The organism is Streptomyces sp. NPDC058877 (assembly GCF_042742855.1).
GTDB lineage: Bacteria > Actinomycetota > Actinomycetes > Streptomycetales > Streptomycetaceae > Streptomyces.
The window spans coordinates 1-16,416 of sequence record NZ_JBHYMF010000160.1 but is presented as its reverse complement, the minus strand read 5'-3'; the positions used below and the strand labels follow the sequence as shown (position 1 = coordinate 16,416).

The 16,416-nt window shown below is 72.1% G+C and carries 18 protein-coding genes and 1 riboswitch; of the genes, 4 read left to right on the top strand and 14 right to left on the bottom strand.

Features of this window, described 5'->3' with window-relative positions; genetic code table 11:
- Positions 1 to 2 precede the first annotated feature (2 nt).
- Complete coding sequence (purB, locus tag ACFW2Y_RS27895) at positions 3 to 1,445, bottom strand: adenylosuccinate lyase (RefSeq protein ID WP_384884717.1); 1,443 nt, start codon at positions 1,443 to 1,445, stop codon at positions 3 to 5.
- Positions 1,446 to 1,518: 73 nt separating this feature from the next.
- A complete protein-coding gene (locus ACFW2Y_RS27890; protein WP_384884715.1) occupies positions 1,519 to 2,325 on the bottom strand; it encodes an SGNH/GDSL hydrolase family protein in 807 nt (268 codons plus the stop codon).
- 64 nt (positions 2,326 to 2,389) lie between these two features.
- Here ACFW2Y_RS27890 and ACFW2Y_RS27885 point away from each other — a divergent pair, with 64 nt between their 5' ends.
- Positions 2,390 to 3,421: a maleylpyruvate isomerase N-terminal domain-containing protein gene (locus ACFW2Y_RS27885; protein ID WP_384884714.1), complete on the top strand. Its 1,032-nt coding sequence runs from the start codon at positions 2,390 to 2,392 to the stop codon at positions 3,419 to 3,421.
- 51 nt (positions 3,422 to 3,472) lie between these two features.
- Here the strand turns inward: ACFW2Y_RS27885 and ACFW2Y_RS27880 are convergent, their stop codons facing one another.
- The 8 genes from ACFW2Y_RS27880 to bioB all read right to left on the bottom strand — a co-directional run bounded on the left by ACFW2Y_RS27880 (position 3,473) and on the right by bioB (position 10,929).
- Positions 3,473 to 4,492, bottom strand: coding sequence for a hemolysin family protein (locus ACFW2Y_RS27880; protein ID WP_384884712.1), 1,020 nt, complete (start codon positions 4,490 to 4,492; stop codon positions 3,473 to 3,475).
- Positions 4,489 to 5,829, bottom strand: coding sequence for a hemolysin family protein (locus ACFW2Y_RS27875; protein ID WP_384884711.1), 1,341 nt, complete (start codon positions 5,827 to 5,829; stop codon positions 4,489 to 4,491). Before ACFW2Y_RS27875 ends, ACFW2Y_RS27880 begins: the two co-directional genes overlap by 4 nt.
- A 174-nt stretch (positions 5,830 to 6,003) precedes the next feature.
- Complete coding sequence (locus tag ACFW2Y_RS27870; protein WP_384884710.1) at positions 6,004 to 6,438, bottom strand: GNAT family N-acetyltransferase; 435 nt, start codon at positions 6,436 to 6,438, stop codon at positions 6,004 to 6,006.
- Positions 6,439 to 6,503: 65 nt separating this feature from the next.
- Positions 6,504 to 7,166 (bottom strand): class I SAM-dependent methyltransferase, encoded by a 663-nt coding sequence (locus tag ACFW2Y_RS27865; RefSeq protein ID WP_384884708.1) that lies wholly within the window; start codon positions 7,164 to 7,166, stop codon positions 6,504 to 6,506.
- 10 nt (positions 7,167 to 7,176) lie between these two features.
- Positions 7,177 to 7,521 carry a VOC family protein gene (locus ACFW2Y_RS27860; protein WP_384884707.1) on the bottom strand — a complete coding sequence of 115 codons (345 nt, stop codon included), beginning with the start codon at positions 7,519 to 7,521 and terminating at the stop codon, positions 7,177 to 7,179.
- A gap of 4 nt (positions 7,522 to 7,525) precedes the next feature.
- On the bottom strand, positions 7,526 to 8,257 hold the full coding sequence (bioD, locus tag ACFW2Y_RS27855; RefSeq protein ID WP_384884706.1) for a dethiobiotin synthase: 732 nt from the start codon (positions 8,255 to 8,257) through the stop codon (positions 7,526 to 7,528).
- Between the two features lie 142 nt (positions 8,258 to 8,399).
- Entirely contained in the window at positions 8,400 to 9,680 is a 1,281-nt protein-coding gene (locus ACFW2Y_RS27850; RefSeq protein WP_384884705.1) for an adenosylmethionine--8-amino-7-oxononanoate transaminase, read from the bottom strand.
- Entirely contained in the window at positions 9,673 to 10,929 is a 1,257-nt protein-coding gene (bioB, locus tag ACFW2Y_RS27845; RefSeq protein WP_384884704.1) for a biotin synthase BioB, read from the bottom strand. Before bioB ends, ACFW2Y_RS27850 begins: the two co-directional genes overlap by 8 nt.
- 143 nt (positions 10,930 to 11,072) lie before the next feature.
- Between bioB and ACFW2Y_RS27840 the strand changes: the two genes are divergently transcribed.
- On the top strand, positions 11,073 to 12,251 hold the full coding sequence (locus ACFW2Y_RS27840; protein WP_384884702.1) for an 8-amino-7-oxononanoate synthase: 1,179 nt from the start codon (positions 11,073 to 11,075) through the stop codon (positions 12,249 to 12,251).
- A gap of 170 nt (positions 12,252 to 12,421) precedes the next feature.
- Positions 12,422 to 12,865 carry an ATP-binding protein gene (locus ACFW2Y_RS27835; RefSeq protein WP_384884700.1) on the top strand — a complete coding sequence of 148 codons (444 nt, stop codon included), beginning with the start codon at positions 12,422 to 12,424 and terminating at the stop codon, positions 12,863 to 12,865.
- An 85-nt stretch (positions 12,866 to 12,950) separates the two neighbouring features.
- Here the strand turns inward: ACFW2Y_RS27835 and ACFW2Y_RS27830 are convergent, their stop codons facing one another.
- The 3 genes from ACFW2Y_RS27830 to ACFW2Y_RS27820 form a co-directional block, all read right to left on the bottom strand.
- Positions 12,951 to 13,424, bottom strand: a complete 474-nt coding sequence (locus ACFW2Y_RS27830) for a C40 family peptidase (RefSeq protein ID WP_384884699.1) — start codon at positions 13,422 to 13,424, stop codon at positions 12,951 to 12,953.
- A 3-nt stretch (positions 13,425 to 13,427) separates the two neighbouring features.
- Positions 13,428 to 13,633, bottom strand: a riboswitch (cyclic di-AMP (ydaO/yuaA leader).
- A gap of 315 nt (positions 13,634 to 13,948) precedes the next feature.
- Positions 13,949 to 14,254 (bottom strand): hypothetical protein, encoded by a 306-nt coding sequence (locus tag ACFW2Y_RS27825; RefSeq protein WP_384884697.1) that lies wholly within the window; start codon positions 14,252 to 14,254, stop codon positions 13,949 to 13,951.
- A gap of 7 nt (positions 14,255 to 14,261) precedes the next feature.
- Complete coding sequence (locus ACFW2Y_RS27820; protein ID WP_384884695.1) at positions 14,262 to 14,879, bottom strand: ATP-dependent Clp protease proteolytic subunit; 618 nt, start codon at positions 14,877 to 14,879, stop codon at positions 14,262 to 14,264.
- A 63-nt stretch (positions 14,880 to 14,942) separates the two neighbouring features.
- Between ACFW2Y_RS27820 and ACFW2Y_RS27815 the strand changes: the two genes are divergently transcribed.
- Positions 14,943 to 15,221, top strand: a complete 279-nt coding sequence (locus ACFW2Y_RS27815; RefSeq protein ID WP_384884693.1) for a type II toxin-antitoxin system Phd/YefM family antitoxin — start codon at positions 14,943 to 14,945, stop codon at positions 15,219 to 15,221.
- A gap of 112 nt (positions 15,222 to 15,333) precedes the next feature.
- Here the strand turns inward: ACFW2Y_RS27815 and ACFW2Y_RS27810 are convergent, their stop codons facing one another.
- On the bottom strand, positions 15,334 to 16,299 hold the full coding sequence (locus ACFW2Y_RS27810; RefSeq protein ID WP_384884691.1) for a sigma-70 family RNA polymerase sigma factor: 966 nt from the start codon (positions 16,297 to 16,299) through the stop codon (positions 15,334 to 15,336).
- Between the last annotated feature and the right edge of the window lie 117 nt (positions 16,300 to 16,416).

Sequence of the window (16,416 nt, the reverse complement as noted above, 5' to 3'; positions counted from 1 at the left end):
GGTCAGAGGATCGCCCCGGGAGCGTAGGCGGCGGCCTCCGGGTGCTGCTTGAGGATCTCCTCGATGCGGGACACCACGGACGCGACCTGGTCCGCGGCGGCACCCGTGAAGGACAACTTGTCCGCCATCAGCTCGTCGAGCTGGGCACGGTCCAGCGGGATCCGCTCGTCGGCCGCCAGCTTGTCGAGGAGCTCGTTCCGTTCGGCACCCTGCTCGCGCATGGCGAGAGCGGAGGCGACCGCGTTCTCCTTGATGGCCTCGTGGGCGACCTCGCGACCCACGCCGGCGCGCACGGCACCCATGAGGACCTTGGTGGTCGCGAGGAAGGGCAGGTAGCGGTCGAGCTCGCGGGCGATCACGGCGGGGAAGGCGCCGAACTCGTCGAGCACGGTGAGGAAGGTCTCCAGCAGGCCGTCCAGTGCGAAGAAGGCGTCCGGCAGCGCGACCCGACGGACCACGGAGCAGGACACGTCGCCCTCGTTCCACTGGTCGCCGGCCAGCTCGCCGGTCATCGAGGCGTAGCCGCGCAGGATGACCATGAGGCCGTTGACGCGCTCGCAGGAGCGGGTGTTCATCTTGTGCGGCATCGCGGAAGAGCCGACCTGGCCGGGCTTGAAGCCCTCGGTCACCAGCTCGTGGCCCGCCATCAGCCGGATCGTCTTGGCGATCGAGGACGGGGCCGCGGCCAGCTGCACCAGGGTGGTGACCACGTCGTAGTCGAGCGAGCGCGGGTAGACCTGGCCGACCGAGGTGAAGGCGTGCGCGAAGCCGAGGTGGCCCGCGATCCGCTGCTCCAGCTCGGCGAGCTTGCCGGCGTCGCCGCCGAGCAGGTCCAGCATGTCCTGCGCGGTGCCGACGGGGCCCTTGATGCCGCGCAGCGGGTAGCGGCCCAGGAGGTCCTCCAGGCGTGCGTACGCCACGAGCAGCTCGTCCGAAGCGGTCGCGAAGCGCTTGCCGAGGGTCGTCGCCTGAGCGGCGACGTTGTGCGAGCGGCCGGCCATGACCAGCTCCGCGTACTCGGCGGAGAGCTTGCCGAGGCGGGCCAGGACGGCGACCGTGCGGTCCCGCACCAGTTCCAGGGAGAGCCGGACCTGCAGCTGCTCGACGTTCTCGGTGAGGTCGCGCGAGGTCATGCCCTTGTGGACGTGCTCGTGGCCGGCGAGGGCGTTGAACTCCTCGATCCGCGCCTTGACGTCGTGCCGGGTGACCTTCTCGCGCTCGGCGATGGAGCCCAGGTCGACCTGGTCGAGCACGCGCTCGTAGTCCGCGAGGGCGGCCTCCGGAACCTCGATCCCGAGGTCCTTCTGCGCACGCAGTACGGCGAGCCACAGCTGGCGCTCCAGCTTCACCTTCTGCTCGGGGGACCAGAGGACGGCGAGCTCCGCGGAGGCGTAGCGGCCGGCCAGAACGTTGGGGATGCGGGGCTTCGCAGTCACAGCAGTCACGTGGACAGAGTTTACTGGCGATTTCTGCAGGCCAGCGCCACCGTCCCGTGTGGAGCTTGCTACGAGACGCAGGTCACGCGGGGGCGTCCCGCCCCTCCCGCACACCGGGCGGCGGTCCGTACGGCAGCAGCTCGGGACGCTTGGGCGCACGACCGTCGCCCGAGGAACGGCCGGTGAGCCGTCGACCGATCCACGGCCCCAGGTGTTCCTTGGCGAAACGGGCGTCGGCGATGCGTCGGCTCGCCCACCCCGGCCGCACGGCCGGGGGCAACGGCGCGCGCCAGTCCTCCTCGGCCGGCAGGCCCAGCGTCTGCCACACGGCCTCGGCGACCCGTCGGTGGCCGTCCGCGGTCAGATGGAGCCGGTCCACGTCCCACAGGCGGGGGTCGCCGAGGGGCGGGGACCCGTACAGGTCGACGACCAGGGCGCCGTGCCGGTCGGCGAGCGCGTCGAGGTGGGCGAACAGCTCCTCCATCCGGGGGCGGAACCGCTCCATCACCGGACCGTTGCGGCCGGGGCTGCGCATCAGGACCAGCTGGCCACAGGCGGGTGTGAGGCGTTCCACTGCCTCGGTGAGCAGGTCCCGGACCCGGGTCATGTCGACCTTGGGCCGGAGGGTGTCGTTGAGCCCGCCGACCAGGGTCACCACATCGGCCTCCATGCCCGCGGCCAGGTCGACTTGCTCCTCCACGATCTGGCCGATGAGCTTTCCGCGCACGGCCAGGTTGGCGTAGCGGAAACCGGGGGAGCGGGCGGCGAGGCGCCCCGCGAGGACGTCGGCCCAGCCCCGGTAGGAACCGTCGGGCTTCAGGTCCGACATACCCTCGGTGAAGCTGTCCCCGACGGCGACGAGACTGTTGTACGTGGCATTGATCTCCATGGCGGAGCGATCATACCGCGCGGTATGCGAGGGCTGCCGTGGAGAACCCGGGAGGGGAAACCCGATGAGCGACGCGCTCCTCAGCGCGCTGGCCGAGGCGCTGGCCGAGCTGGTGACGAACGTCGAGACCTGCGACGACGCGGTGCTCGATCCGGACACGGCGGTGAAGTGGCTGGAGGGCACCGCACACACGCTGGACCTGCTCGACGCCGCCGACCGACGCACCCTCGACGGACTCTTCCGGGAAGTCGCGCTCCGACGGCCCCCCGGCCCCCGGCGCACGGAGCTCCTGAAGGTCTCCGGGGGCTTCGGCCTCACCGAGGACGCCCACGCCGCCGTCTGTGAGGCCGTTCTGGACCGGGCGAGGCTGTTCGCCGCCACCGTCCGAGACGCCGATCCCACCACCCCGGTGCCCACCTGCCCCGGCTGGAGCCTCGCGGACCTCACCCGCCACCTGGGTACCGTGCACCGCTGGGCCGAGCACCTCGTGAGGACCCGGTCCAGCACCCGGGTCCTCGCACGGGAGGTCCCCCTCGATCCGCCGGCCGACCCCGCCCTCCAGCCCGACTGGCTCGTCGCCGGTGCCGAGCGGTTCGCCGCCGTCGTCGGCGCTGCCGACCCGGACGCCCCGGTGTGGTCCCCCGGCTCCGACCCGCACGTCCGCCACTACCCCCGGCACGTGCTCTTCGAGACGCTGGTCCACCTCGTCGACGCACAGCTCGCCGTCTCCGGGACGGCGGACCCCCTCGACCCCGCCACGGCCGAGGCGGCCGTCGACCACTTCCTCCGGGAAGCGCCGTACGTCCCCCGGATCGCCGAGCCGCTCGCCCAGCTCGGACGCGACGGTTCCGCCCTCCGCCTCACGGCCCGCGACACCGGCGCGGTCTGGACCCTCGTGCTCGGCGGGGGCGGCTTCACCTGGAGCCGGTCGAACGGGGCGAGCGCCGGTGTACAGCCGGCCACCGGCGTCGAGGCGGACACCGCCGGGGAACTGCTGCTCCTGCTGCACCGCCGCCACCCGGCCGACGACCCGCGCTTCACGCACACCGGAGACCGGGGCCTGCTCGACGACTGGCTCGCCGCCACCGTGCTCTGACGTGCCCGAGGGCCCCGGGATCGCTCCCGGGGCCCTCGGCGCTTCGACGCGTCACGGTGCTGCCGGCCGCCCGACCAGTTCGCGCAGCACGTCCTCCATCGTGACGAGGCCGGCCGGCTTCCCGTTCTCGTCGAGCACGGCCGCCAGGTGCGTCCTGCTGCGGCGCATCGCGGTCAGGACGTCGTCCAGCGGCGTCGCCGCCCGGACCCGGGCGATCGGCCGCAGTGCCGACACCGGGAACGGCAGGTCACGCGGCGTGACGTCCAGGGCGTCCTTGACGTGCAGGTAACCGAGGATGCGCCGTTCGGAGTCGAGCACCGGGAAACGGGAGAACCCGGTCCGTGCTGACAGTGCCTCCAACTCCTCCGGAGTGGTGCCGACCCGTGCGTACACCACCCTCTCCGCCGGCATCACGACGTCCCGTACGGGGCGCCGACCCAGCTCGAGGGCGTCGTGCAAGCGCTCGGTAGCCCGGTCGTCGAGGAGGCCGGCGTGCCCCGCATCGGTGACCATCCGGGCCAACTCGTCGTCCGAGAAGGTCGCCGACACCTCGTCCTTGGTCTCCACCCGCAGCAGTTTGAGCAGGGTGTTGGCGAAGGTGTTGATCGTGAAGATCACCGGTCGCAGTGCCCGCGCCAGCGCCACCAGCGGAGGGCCGAGGAGCAGCGCGGAGCGCGTCGGCTCGGCGAGCGCGATGTTCTTCGGCACCATCTCGCCGAGCAGCATGTGCAGGTAGGTCGCCAGCGACAGCGCGATCACGAAGGAGATCGGGTGCACCAGGCCGTGCGGGACGCCGACCGCGTCGAAGACCGGTTCCAGCAGGTGCGCAATGGCCGGCTCGGCCACGATGCCGAGGACCAGGGTGCAGAGCGTGATGCCGAGCTGTGCCGCCGCGAGCATCGCGGAGACGTGCTCCAGGCCCCAGACGACGCTGCGCGCCCGTCGGTTCCCGGAGTCCGCCAGGGGCTCGATCTGACTTCGGCGCACCGAGATCAGGGCGAATTCGGCGCCGACGAAGAAGGCGTTGACGACCAGCGTCAACAGACCGATCAGCAGTTGGATCGCGGTCATCGGTCACCCTCCCCGGACTCGTCCTCGACGTCGTGGGCGGGAGCGTGCAGCAGCACCCGTGCGGCGCGTCGGCCCGAGGCGTCGACGACGTCGAGGCGCCAGCCGGCGAGCTCCATGCTGTCCCCGGCGGCCGGGATGCGGCCGAGTTCGGTCGCGAGGATGCCCGCGAGCGTTTCGTACGGGCCGTCCGGCACCCGCAGGCCGATCGCGGCCAGCTGGTCCGTACGGGCGGCGCCGTCGGCGGACCACAACTCACGTCCGTCCGCGTCCTGGCCCGCCGGAGCCAGGTCCGGGGTCTCGTGCGGGTCGTGTTCGTCGCGCACCTCGCCGACGACCTCCTCGACGATGTCCTCCAGGGTGACGACTCCGGCCGTGCCCCCGTACTCGTCGATGACGACGGCCATCGTCTGCTTGCCCGACAGGCGGTCGAGCAGACGGTCCACGGTGAGCGTCTCGGGGACGAGCAGCGGCTCGCGCAGCATCTCGCCGATCCGGCGACGGGGCCGCTCCTCGGCCGGTATGGCGAGGACGTCCTTGATGTGCGCGATGCCGACGACGGTGTCCAGGCTGCCCTGGTAGACGGGGAAGCGGGACAGGCCGGTCGCGCGGGTCGCGTTGGCGACGTCCTCGGCGGTGGCGTGCACCTCCAGTGCGGTCACCTGCACGCGGGGCGTCATCACGTTCTCCGCGTCGAGCTCCGCCAGGTTGAGGGTGCGGACGAACAGTTCGGCCGTGTCCGCTTCCAGGGCGCCCTCCTTCGCGGAGTGCCGGGCGAGCGCCACCAGCTCCTGCGGGGAGCGGGCGGAAGCGAGTTCCTCGGTCGGCTCCATGCCCAGGCGGTGCAGGATCCGGTTCGCCGTGTTGTTGAGGTGGCTGATCAGCGGTTTGAAGGCGGCCGTGAACATGCGCTGCGGAGTGGCCACCACCTTCGCCACCGCGAGCGGCGAGGAGATCGCCCAGTTCTTGGGTACCAGCTCGCCGACGACCATCAGGACGACGGTCGACAGGGCGGTGCCCAGGACGAGGGCGATCGAGGAAGCCACGGTGGGCGAGAGCCCGAGCGCTTCGACGGGGCCCCGGAGCAGTGCGGCGATCGAGGGCTCGGAGAGCATGCCGACGACCAGGTTGGTCACGGTGATGCCCAGTTGGGCGCCGGAGAGCTGGAAGGTGAGCGAGCGGACGGCCTTGAGGGCGCTCGCCGCTCCCCGCTCGCCGCGCTCGACGGCGGCTTCGAGCTCGCCGCGCTCGATGGTGGTCAGCGAGAACTCGGCCGCGACGAACACGCCGCACAGGAGCGCGAGGAGGAGCGCCACCACGAGCAGAAGCACTTCGGTCATCGGTTCACCTCCGTCCCATGATCAGTCAGAGGGACGCGGATCGCGCGATGTCGGATGTCGGAACCAGTGCTACTGGGAGGCTCGCCCATGGGCGGACGCTCACGCCTTTCGGTCGTCGGGATGAATCACCATGGTAAAGGACGGGCAAAGCCGGCTGGTGTTCGCCCCGGCCGGTCAGCGGGCGAGCGGCTTCACCCAGCGGCGCCAGTGGTCCTCGCGCCGGTACCCGGCGGCCTCCCACAGGGCCCGGCCGGTCGCGTTGGCCTCCAGGACCATGGCGTCCACGCGGCGTCCGCCGAGCGCGAGGAACCGTTCCTCGGCGGTCCGCAGCAATGCGCTGGAGATGCCCCGGCGGCGGTGCGAGGGCAGGACGGCGAGCCGGTAGAGGGAGGCGCGCCAGCCGTCCCAGCCGGCGATCACCGAGCCGACGACCACTCCGTCGACGAGGGCCAGCAGCAGGGCTCCGGGGTCGCGCTCGACCAGACGGGTCACGCCGTCCACGTCGTCCACGTCGTCCGAGACGGACGTCCCCTCCGCGGACTCCTTCCAGAAGGTCAGTACGGCCTGGACATCGGCGTGTGTTGCGGCACGGATCTGCAGATCGCTCACGGTCGGATCCCACCACGCGGCGCAGCGGCGGCGCCACGGAGTTCCGGCAGGCGGACGCAGACCCCTCAGCGGCGGGCCGTGCCCAGGACACAGGGCGAGGAGGGCAGCCGAGGGCCTCGGTCCGGAAGGTCGAAGGAGCGGTGGGCGAGGAGGTCGAAACCGGCTTCCTCGATCGCCCCGAGCGGAGTGCGGGAGGTGTGACAGCCTCCGAAGAGCAGCGGCCAGACCGTGCGGTCGAGGGTCCGCTGCACCCGTGCGAGCCCCGGGGCGTCGGCCCTCCCGTGCTCGAAGAAGCGCAGTTCTCCGCCGGGACGCAGCACTCGCCGCAACTCGGCGAGGGTCCCCGGCACGTCCCGTACGGTGCACAGCACCAAGGAGGCGACCGCCGCGTCGAAGGAGGCGTCCGGTGCCGGCAGCGCCTCGGCCGTCCCCGACAGGACGGTCACCGGGACGGGGGCCCGGCGCCCGGCCTCCTCGGCGAGCCGGCGCAGCCGGGGCTCCGGTTCGACGGCGACGACCTCGGTGACCGCGACCGGGTAGTGGGCGAAGTTCAGCCCGTTCCCGGCGCCGATCTCGACCACCCTGCCGGCGAGCCCGGCGAGCAGCTCCGCACGGAGTGCGCCGACGCCGCCCCGTGCGTCGGCCGAGGCGCTGAAGCGGGCGTAGAAGCGCGCGAAGACGGGGTGATGGACGCGCGGCGTCCGGACGGGGTCCGAGGACGGGTGCACCACGACCTCCTCAGCCGGTCACGAAGCAGAACTCGTTGCCCTCCGGGTCCCGCACGACCTGGAAGGAACCCTGCTCGTCCGTGACGAGCCGTCCGACCGGTTCCGCCCCCCACGACAGGGCTTCCTCGGCGGCCCGCTTCGGGTCGGGCACCTCCAGGTCCAGGTGTACCCGGTTCTTCACGGCCTTGCCCTCCGGCACCCGCTGGAAGGCGATCCGCACGAACTCCGGCGGATCCACGTACGACCAGTCGGGGCTCCGGTCGACGGGCTCGCCGCCCAGGAGCCCGGCCCAGAAACGGACGAGCACCGCCGGATCGGCGCAGTCGAAGACGATCTCCTGAACGTGTGCGCGCATGTCCTCAGCCTACGGACACCGGCGCCGCCTCCGCCGCCGAAAACGCCTCCGCGTCCCACGTGCCGCCGAGCGCCGGGGCGAGCCAGCCGCTCGCCGCAGCCCGGAAGGCGGCCGGGGCGAGCGTCCCCGAACCCTCCGGCACGGCGCCGAGCAGCGGGGCGCCCGCAGCCACCGGCAGGTCCGCCAGGTTGCAGCGCGCCGCCAGATCCGGAGCCTCCGGCCAGCTGCCCACGACCACGCCGAGCTGTTCGATGCGGCGGGTCCGCAGCGCCTCGGCCGTCAGGGTCGTCGAGTTGAGCGTCCCCAGGCCGGCCGGCGCCACCACCAGGACCGGCGCGTCGAGCAGGGAGGCCGCGTCGGCGAGCGTGCCGCCCCCTTCGTCGAGGCGGACGAGGAGCCCGCCCGCGCCCTCCACGAGCACCAGGTCGTGTGCGGCGGCGAGCTTCCGGGCCGCCTCGGCCACCTCCCGGGGCCCGACCGGGGGGAGCCCGGCACGTCGGGCGGCCGTCCCGGGTGCCAGTGGCTCCGGGAAACGGCCCAGGGCGGACGAGGTGGCCGCGCCGGCGAGGCGCACCACCTCGTCCGCGACCCCCCTCTCGTCCGGTCCGACGCCCGTCTGTGCGGGCTTCAGGACGGCGACGGACCGGCCTGCGGCCGTGGCCACGGCGGCGACGGCGGCCGTGACGACGGTCTTGCCGATCTCGGTCCCGGTGCCGCTGACGACGATGACGGTCATGGAAGTGTCCTTGTCTCACAGGTGTGCGGGGCCCGGTGCTTCGGGCGGGGGAGCGGAAGGGGCGGCACCGGCGGTGGCCGGCAGCCCCGCCGCGGACGGGGAGGGAGCTCCACCCGCGGCGGAACGGACGCCGGACCCGGTGTCAGCCCGCTGCCGCGGCGGCACGCACCGCCGTGCAGATGCGGCTCAGGTCCTCGTCCCCGGTCACGTACGGCGGCATCGTGTAGACGAGGTCCCGGAACGGGCGCAACCACACGCCCTCGCGGACCGCCGCGCGCGTCGCCGCCGCCATGTCGATCTCGTGGTCGAGCTGGACGACCCCGATCGCGCCGAGCACCCGTACGTCGCGCACGCCCGGGAGGTCGGCCGCCGGAGCGAGCCCGTCCCGCAGGCCCTCCTCGATCCGCTTGACCTCGACCTGCCAGTCCTGGGAGAGCAGCAGGTCGATCGAGGCGAGCGCCACCGCCGACGCCAGCGGGTTCCCCATGAACGTCGGTCCGTGCGCGAGGACGGGGACCTCGCCCTGCGAGATCCCGTCGGCGACGCGGCTCGTGCAGAGGGTCGCCGCCATCGACAGGTAGCCCCCGGTGAGCGCCTTGCCCACGCACATCACATCGGGGGAGACCCCCGCCCGGTCGGCGGCGAACAGCGTGCCCGTCCGCCCGAACCCGGTCGCGATCTCGTCGAACACCAGCAGCACGTCGTGCGCGTCGCAGGCTTCCCGCAACACCCGCAGGTACCTCGGGTCGTGGAAGCGCATCCCGCCCGCGCCCTGCACGATCGGCTCGACGACCACGGCGGCGAGCTCGTCCGCGTGCTCCGCGATCGCGGTCCGCAGCAGCGCGGCGTACGACTCCCGGTACGCGGCCGGAGGGGCGTCCGTGAACACCTGTCGTTGGAGCACCCCGGACCACAGCTCGTGCATCCCGCCCTCGGGATCGCACACGGACATCGGCTGCCAGGTGTCCCCGTGGTAGCCGCCGCGCCAGGTGAAGAGCCGCCGCTTTTCGGGGCGACCGAGCGAGCGCCAGTACTGCAGGCACATCTTGGCCGCGACCTCGACGGAGACGGAGCCCGAGTCGCTGAGGAAGACGTGCTGCAACGGTTCCGGGGTGATCTCCACGAGCCGGGCGGCCAGCCGGACGGCCGGCTCGTGGGTGAGCCCGCCGAACATGACGTGGCTCATCCGGTCCAGCTGGCCGCGCACCGCCTCGTTGAGGACGGGGTGGTTGTAGCCGTGCACCGCCGACCACCACGAGGACATGCCGTCGACCAACTCGTCCCGCCCCTCGACGGGTTCGGCGAGCCGGAGCCGCACACCGGACGCGGACGCGACGACCAGCGGTTCCGACCGGCCCGGCATGGGCCCGTACGGATGCCAGACGTGCGCCCGGTCCAGGTCGAGCAGTTCGGCGTTACGCATTCGGCGCGAGGTCCGTGCCGGCACCCCGGCGGCGGACGGCCACCAGATCGGTCCGGGCGTGGTTCGCCGAGTCCTCGGTCTCCGACACCCCGGCGGGTGCCTCCGGCGCCGCGTGCCCCCCGCAGGGGCCGCAGCCGCCGCCCTCCTCCGCGTGCCCGCCGCAGCCGGTCGAGGCCTCCGGGCCACAGCCCGCGGCGGGCTTCGAGCCGCAGCCGCCGGTCGCCCCGGCAGCGGCGAGGGCGTCCGCACGGTGCTTCGGCAGCGTGGTCGTCCCGGCGCCCTCCACCTCGAAGCCCGCGTCCGCGATCATGTCCAGGTCGGCCTGGCCGGCCTGGCCCTCGCTGGTCAGGTAGTCGCCGAGGAAGATCGAGTTCGCGATGTGCAGTGCCAGCGGCTGCATCGTCCGCAGGTGGACCTCGCGACCACCGGCGATCCGCACCTCCACGTCGGGGCAGACGAAACGGACCATCGCCAGGATCCGGAGACAGCGCTGCGGGGTGAGGTTCCACTCCTTGGCGAGCGGGGTGCCCTCGAACGGGATCAGGAAGTTGACCGGCACCGAGTCCGAGTCGAGCTCGCGCAGCGCGTACACGACGTCGACCAGGTCCTCGTCCTTCTCGCCCATGCCGGCGATCAGGCCCGAGCAGGCCGACAGACCGGCGGCGTGCGCCTTCTGCACGGTGTCCACGCGGTCCGCGTAGGTGTGGGTGGAGGTGATCTCCCCGTACGTGCCCTCGGACGTGTTCAGGTTGTGGTTGTACGCGTCGGCGCCGGCGCCCCGCAGCCGCTCCGCCTGGCCGTCCGAAAGCAGGCCGAGGCAGGCGCACACCTCGACGCCCTCGTTCTGTTCCTTGATGGCCTCGATGGTCTTCCCGACGCGCTCCACGTCCCGGTCCGTCGGACCGCGGCCACTGGCCACCAGACAGACCCGCTTCGCGCCCCCCGCGACACCGGCGGCCGCGGCCTGCGAGGCCTCGTCCGGCTTCAGCCAGGTGTACTTGAGGATCTCGGCCTTCGAACCGAGCCGCTGGGAGCAGTACGAGCAGTCTTCCGGGCAGAGTCCGGACTTCAGGTTGACCAGGTAGTTGAGCTTCACTCGGCGCCCGAACCACTGGCGACGGACCTTGCCGGCCGCCGCCACCACATCGAGCAGTTCGTCGTCCGAGGTCGCCAGTACGGCGAGCGCTTCTTCACGGGTCGGCAGCTCGCGCCGCAACCCCTTCTCCACCAGCGTGTTCAGCAGGTCCATAATTGCTGATCCTTGCTTACCGCCGGCCCTCGGGCCAAGGAGGATCTGAACAAACGACTCCGATCGGGGTGTGTGGATGACCACATCCCGACCCCGGCCTCCTACGGCTAGGGTCTGTGCGCTGCCTACAAAAGGAACGCCGTATGCCACTGGCCGACGACGCACCCGCCGCGGACCCGCGCCGCACCGCCTTCGACTGGACCGACGCCGAGGCGCGCCGCCGGACCGAGGCCGGTCTCGTCCGTGTGCTGCGACCCCGGGCGGCCGAGTCGGACCTCCTCGACCTCGCGAGCAACGACTACCTCGGACTCACCCGCCGTCCCGAGGTGACCGAGGCGGCGGCCGAGGCGGCCAGGCGTTGGGGCGCCGGCTCCACCGGATCCCGACTCGTCACCGGAACCACCCGGCTGCACACCCGACTGGAGCGCGAACTCGCCGACTTCTGCGGTTTCGAGGCGGCCCTCGTCTTCTCCTCCGGTTACGCCGCCAACCTCGCCGCGCTCACCGCGCTCACCGACCGGAACTCACTCGTCGTCTCCGACGCGGCCAACCACGCCTCGATCGTGGACGGCTGTCGTCTGGCGCGCGCCGAGACCGCCGTCGTCCCGCACGCCGACCCCGAGGCCGTCGCCAAGACGCTGGACGCGCACCCCGGGCGTCGGGCCCTGGTGGTCAGCGACTCGGTCTTCTCCGTGGACGGTGACAAGGCGCCGCTGCCCGCCCTCGCCGAGGCGTGCCGGCGCCGGGGCGCCGGGCTCGTCGTCGACGACGCCCACGGCTTCGGCGTCCTCGGCGACGGCGGCCGGGGTGCCCTGCACGAGGCCGGGCTCGCGGGAGACGAGGACGTCGTCGCCACCCTCACCCTGTCCAAGTCCCTCGGTAGCCAGGGCGGCGCCGTCCTGGGACCCTCCCGGGTGATCGAGCACCTCGTGAACGCGGCCCGCACCTTCATCTTCGACACCGGGCTCGCCCCCGCCGCCGCGGGTGGTGCTCTCGCGAGCCTGCGCCTGATCGGGGCCGAACCGGGGCTCGCCGAGCGGGCCCGCACCGTCGCCACCACGCTGCACTGCCTGCTCACGGAGGCCGGCCTCACCGCGGCCCGCCCCGAGGCGGCCGTCGTCTCGGTCCGCGCCCCCTCTCCGGAGGCCGCGTTGCGTTGGGCCGCGGATTGTCGCGGACAGGGCCTGGCGGTGGGCTGTTTCCGGCCCCCGTCGGTTCCCGACGGCATTTCGCGGTTGCGGCTCACGGCCCGGGCCGATCTCACGGACCAGCAGATCCGCCGTGCGGTGGAGACGGTCCTCCGGACCGCTCCAGGGGTCTGACGGTCCGTCGGTGGCCCCAAAGGGGTTCACGGGAAGAAGAGTTCACCGCTTCGGGCGACAGACGGGGACATATCTTGGAGGAACGCCTGTCGGCGCGGCACGATCGGTGGCACTCTGACGCGAAGCGCGATCCGGGGCATGAGCCCCGGCGGGAAAGGGACAGCGTCGCCATGGCAGACCACCAAGAAGCAACCGTCACGCTGCCGAGCGATCCCGCGTCGGTCCCCATGGCCCGGCGGTTCGTCGCAGAGGTCCTCGACGGGTGGGGCCTCGACGCCGCCGCCGACCTGGCGGACGCGATCCGTCTGATGGTCTCGGAACTGGCCACCAATGCGGTGCTGCACACCTTCGGCCAGTCGCCCACCTTCACGGTCGACGTCCGCTGGGAGCGCGAGGAGCGGCTCCACATCGGCGTCACCGACAGCCATCCCCGCTGGCCCCGTCGTCTTCCGGCAGCGGTCCAGCAGGACAACGGTCGGGGCATGGTCATCATCCGCTCGCTCGCGGCGGAGGCGGGCGGCCGGCTCTCGGTCACGCCGACCGAAGAGGGCGGCAAGACGGTGTGGATCACGCTTCCCTGGGCTCCGACACCGGTGTCGGGCTCGTACGCCTGAGGCGCACCGGTCGAACTCCCGCTCCACGACGGGGGTGCGGCGGCGCCACCGCCCCCCGGCCTGGATCAGTGCCCGGGACGGGGCACTAGACGCGACCGTAGAGGACCTTCGAGGTCCAGATCTTGTCGAGCTTCACCCAGGAGCCCGTCTTGGGCGAGTGCCAGATCTTGCCGCTGCCGGCGTAGATGCCCACGTGGTAGACCCTCCCGCCGGAGTGGAAGAAGACCAGGTCTCCCTTCTGCCTGCTGGCGGCGGAGACGTGACGGGTCTTGTTGTACTGCTGCTGCGCGGTCCGGGGCAGCGACTTGCCCGCCTTCTTGTACGCGTAGAGCGTCAGGCCGGAGCAGTCGAACCTGCTGGGTCCGGCGCTCCCGTAGCGGTACGGGGCTCCTTTCTTGGAGGCGGCGATGCTCAGTGCCTTGTTCGCGTAGGTGGTCGCTGCCTGGGCCTCCGGCGTCGCACCCGGTGCGAGCATCGTGCCGCCGACGGCGGCGAGGGTCAGAGCTGAGACGGCTCCGGCCCGGGACAGCAGGGACGGGACGTGCATCTGCGCAGTCATGCGCAACCCTTCGTCAGCCGCCTGCGAAGGATGACCTGTCGGGTTCGGGCAGGCGAAGATGCCCGGCCGCGGCTGCGGCTTCACCCCAAGGGACGGACCGCTGCGCGAAGCAGCGTTCGGGTCCCGTACTGCTCGGGTCCTCCGCTCCTGCCGATCCACTCCTGTCGACCAGACGCCCGGACGGCGGCAGGACTCGGCGTCCGCCCGGACCGCCCCGCCTCGGATGGCGGGGGCTTGTCGTCGACAGGGATCTTGACCCATGTACGGGTCGAAAACCGAGCTGAAACGGCGATATGTGAGGCTCCTCACGACTGATCCGTTCGGGTGGACAAGATGCTTTAGCGAGCTTTGGAGGGGAGGTTGACGAGCCCCGCACCAGCGGTGGAATGCCGCATTGCGCCAGATGCGTACACCTGCTGTGCAACTTCCCCCCTCCACATGTCGACTCGTCTGCTACGCCGAACGAGGGAGGGCTCCTGCGTCGTTCGTCGTCCGTCCGGACCTCGACACGACATGCCGCAATGTCAACTCGCCCGGGTCCGTGGGACGGTGACCCGATCGGTGCGCCGCTCGCCGTCCAATACCCGCAGGGCGCGGGCCAGGGTGTCCGCGTGGACCTCGCTCTCGCCCCGCATGTGCATGAGGGTCAGGGCGTCGCGCAGTGCCACCGCGCGCCCCACCAGGGCCTGCGCCGCCCGTAGGGCGCCGTAGGTGTGTGCCCCCCGGGACGGGTTGATCTTTCCGAGGAGGTCCACGACTTCGAGGTAGGCATCGACCAACTCGCCCTCGGCTCGGGTCAGTGCGGGCAGCGGAGGGAGTTCGGGCACCACGGTCGGCTCACCGGGTGGCGTCGGTGCCGCGCCGGCTGGAGACCATGTGGTCCGCCAGTCCGAAGGCGACGGCTGCCGTTGCGTCCAGGACCGTCAGGCGGTCGAGGCCGGCGTCGATCTGCTCGCGCTCCTGCCCGGTGTGCTCGGCGAGCAGACCGGCCAGCAGGGCGCGCTGTCGCAGGAGTTCGTGCGCGTGGACCTCGAGTTCGTCCGGCCTCCCCTGGAGGGGGCCGTCCGAGGTCGGTTGGCAGAGGGTGACGCGAGCCCCGGGGAGGACCAGGCGCTTGCCCGGGGTGCCGGCGGCGAGCAGGACGGCGGCGGTGGTTCCGGCCCGGCCCAGACATGTGGTTTCTACGTCGCAGGAGAGGGCCTGCAGGGTGTCGTGGATCGCGGTCATGGCGCTGACCGACCCCCCGGGGGAGTTGATGTAGAGCGCGATGTCCCGACCGGGGGCCGCGTGATCGAGGTGCAGGAGTTGCGCGATGACGTCATGGGCTGAGGTGTCGTCGATCGGCGTGCCCAGGAGGACGATCCGCGAGTCCAGGAGCTTTGCGTAGGGGTCGAGGGTTCGCACGCCGAAGCTGCCGTGCTCCGTGAACTCGGGCAAGACGTAGCGGCCATCCATGACTGAGCACCTCCATCTCTTCTCAAGGAATGTACAGGATGTACAGACCGTAAGATGGGGAGCATGACCTACGAGATCCCGGTGACGCAAGCGCGGGCTGAGCTCGCCGACCTCATCAACCGCGTGGTGTACGGCGGTGAACGCGTCGTCGTCACCCGCCACGGGAAGCCCCTCGTCGCCCTGGTGTCCGCTGCTGACCTGGCAGAACTCGAAGCTGCGGAGAAGCCTTCCGACGAGCAGGTAGTCAGTTCCGTCTCCGGCTTCCGTGCGGTCGACTCCGCTCCCGGCGAACAGCGCAGCTTCGGCATCGCCGCCCACCACCGCGACCCCGGCGCGTCCTGACCGGTCCTGAGCGAAGCCGCGTGCCCCCGTCCGCCACATGGGTTCCCCGGGTCATCACCGCGACCCGGCCGAACGCCTGCATCGCCCCCTCACGGCCTGGGGTCCGATGGCCTCACCGGCCGTGGCCGTGGGTCCGGTAGGGGACGCCCAGGCGGTCGCCGACCTCGGCGAGGACGTCGGGGCAGAAGAAGTACCAACGCAGACGCGTGATGGCGCCACCGGCCGTTTCCGCGCGGAGGGCGTCCTCGACCGCCTCGGGGCCGTCGCCGTCGGTCGGGGTCGCCCACATCAGCACCAGCGGTTCGCCGTCCAACTCCTCGACCTCGGCACGCCACCGGACGGAGGACTCCAGGACCAGGGTGTGGTGCAGCGAGTCGGTGGCGATCTGGTCCCGTCCGACCTCGTGGGCCATCCCGATGACGTCGCTGACCGCTCCCTCGACGAAGAGCCGGGCCAGCCCGTCCAGGTCGTAGGCGGTGAACGCCGCCGCCAGGGCATCGAGAACGTCGCGGTCGGGAGCCGTGCGGCGGGCGAGGGCGGCGGCCCGGTCGGGGGCGGTCAGGCGTCCGCGGCCCCGGTGCAGCGCGGCCTTGACCGCCCCCTCGGTGGTACTGAGCACGGCGGCGATCTCCTTCAGCGACAGGTCGAACACGTCCTTCAGTACGACGGCGGCACGCTCCTGGGGCGCCAGCAGGGTGGCCATCTCCCCGAGCGCGTCCCGTACTTCGGCGGGATCGGCGAGAGCGGGCGCCGCACGCTCCGAGGGCTCGACGAGAAGCGGGGCGGGGCGACGGACCTGGTCGAGGTGGGCGTTTGTCGCGATCCGCACCAGCCAGGCCATCGGCCGCTCGACCGGCTGGTGGGACTGCGCCGCGCGTACGAGGGCTCGGGCGAGCGTCTCCTGGGCCAGGTCCTCGGCGTCCCAGACGCTGCCGGTCAGACGACGGCAGTACCGGAACAGCTCGCCCCGCAGCGGCTCCAGGGTGGTCAGGAACTCACGACGCGCGGCCCGGGCGGTCGCAAGCAGGGGCTGCGGCAGTACATCGGGCGCGGGGGACGGATCGGGGTGGGGCGTCACTTCAAGGCTCCTCGGACGGTGAACGGTCGTACGCCCAGTACGACGGAGCGGCCCTCGTGTTCGATACGTGGCGGCGGAAGTGAGCCCGATCACGCCTCGCGTGAAAGCCACGGGTGC

Bases quoted from the DNA above. Each gene is read 5' to 3' on its own strand.
- ACFW2Y_RS27890 (WP_384884715.1), bottom strand. From the start codon at position 2,325: ATGGAGATCAATGCCACGTACAACAGTCTCGTCGCCGTCGGGGACAGC.
- ACFW2Y_RS27885 (WP_384884714.1), top strand. From the start codon at position 2,390: ATGAGCGACGCGCTCCTCAGCGCGCTGGCCGAGGCGCTGGCCGAGCTG.
- ACFW2Y_RS27880 (WP_384884712.1), bottom strand. From the start codon at position 4,492: ATGACCGCGATCCAACTGCTGATCGGTCTGTTGACGCTGGTCGTCAAC.
- ACFW2Y_RS27875 (WP_384884711.1), bottom strand. From the start codon at position 5,829: ATGACCGAAGTGCTTCTGCTCGTGGTGGCGCTCCTCCTCGCGCTCCTG.
- ACFW2Y_RS27860 (WP_384884707.1), bottom strand. From the start codon at position 7,521: ATGCGCGCACACGTTCAGGAGATCGTCTTCGACTGCGCCGATCCGGCG.
- bioD (WP_384884706.1), bottom strand. From the start codon at position 8,257: ATGACCGTCATCGTCGTCAGCGGCACCGGGACCGAGATCGGCAAGACC.
- ACFW2Y_RS27850 (WP_384884705.1), bottom strand. From the start codon at position 9,680: ATGCGTAACGCCGAACTGCTCGACCTGGACCGGGCGCACGTCTGGCAT.
- bioB (WP_384884704.1), bottom strand. From the start codon at position 10,929: ATGGACCTGCTGAACACGCTGGTGGAGAAGGGGTTGCGGCGCGAGCTG.
- ACFW2Y_RS27840 (WP_384884702.1), top strand. From the start codon at position 11,073: ATGCCACTGGCCGACGACGCACCCGCCGCGGACCCGCGCCGCACCGCC.
- ACFW2Y_RS27835 (WP_384884700.1), top strand. From the start codon at position 12,422: ATGGCAGACCACCAAGAAGCAACCGTCACGCTGCCGAGCGATCCCGCG.
- ACFW2Y_RS27830 (WP_384884699.1), bottom strand. From the start codon at position 13,424: ATGACTGCGCAGATGCACGTCCCGTCCCTGCTGTCCCGGGCCGGAGCC.
- ACFW2Y_RS27820 (WP_384884695.1), bottom strand. From the start codon at position 14,879: ATGGATGGCCGCTACGTCTTGCCCGAGTTCACGGAGCACGGCAGCTTC.
- ACFW2Y_RS27815 (WP_384884693.1), top strand. From the start codon at position 14,943: ATGACCTACGAGATCCCGGTGACGCAAGCGCGGGCTGAGCTCGCCGAC.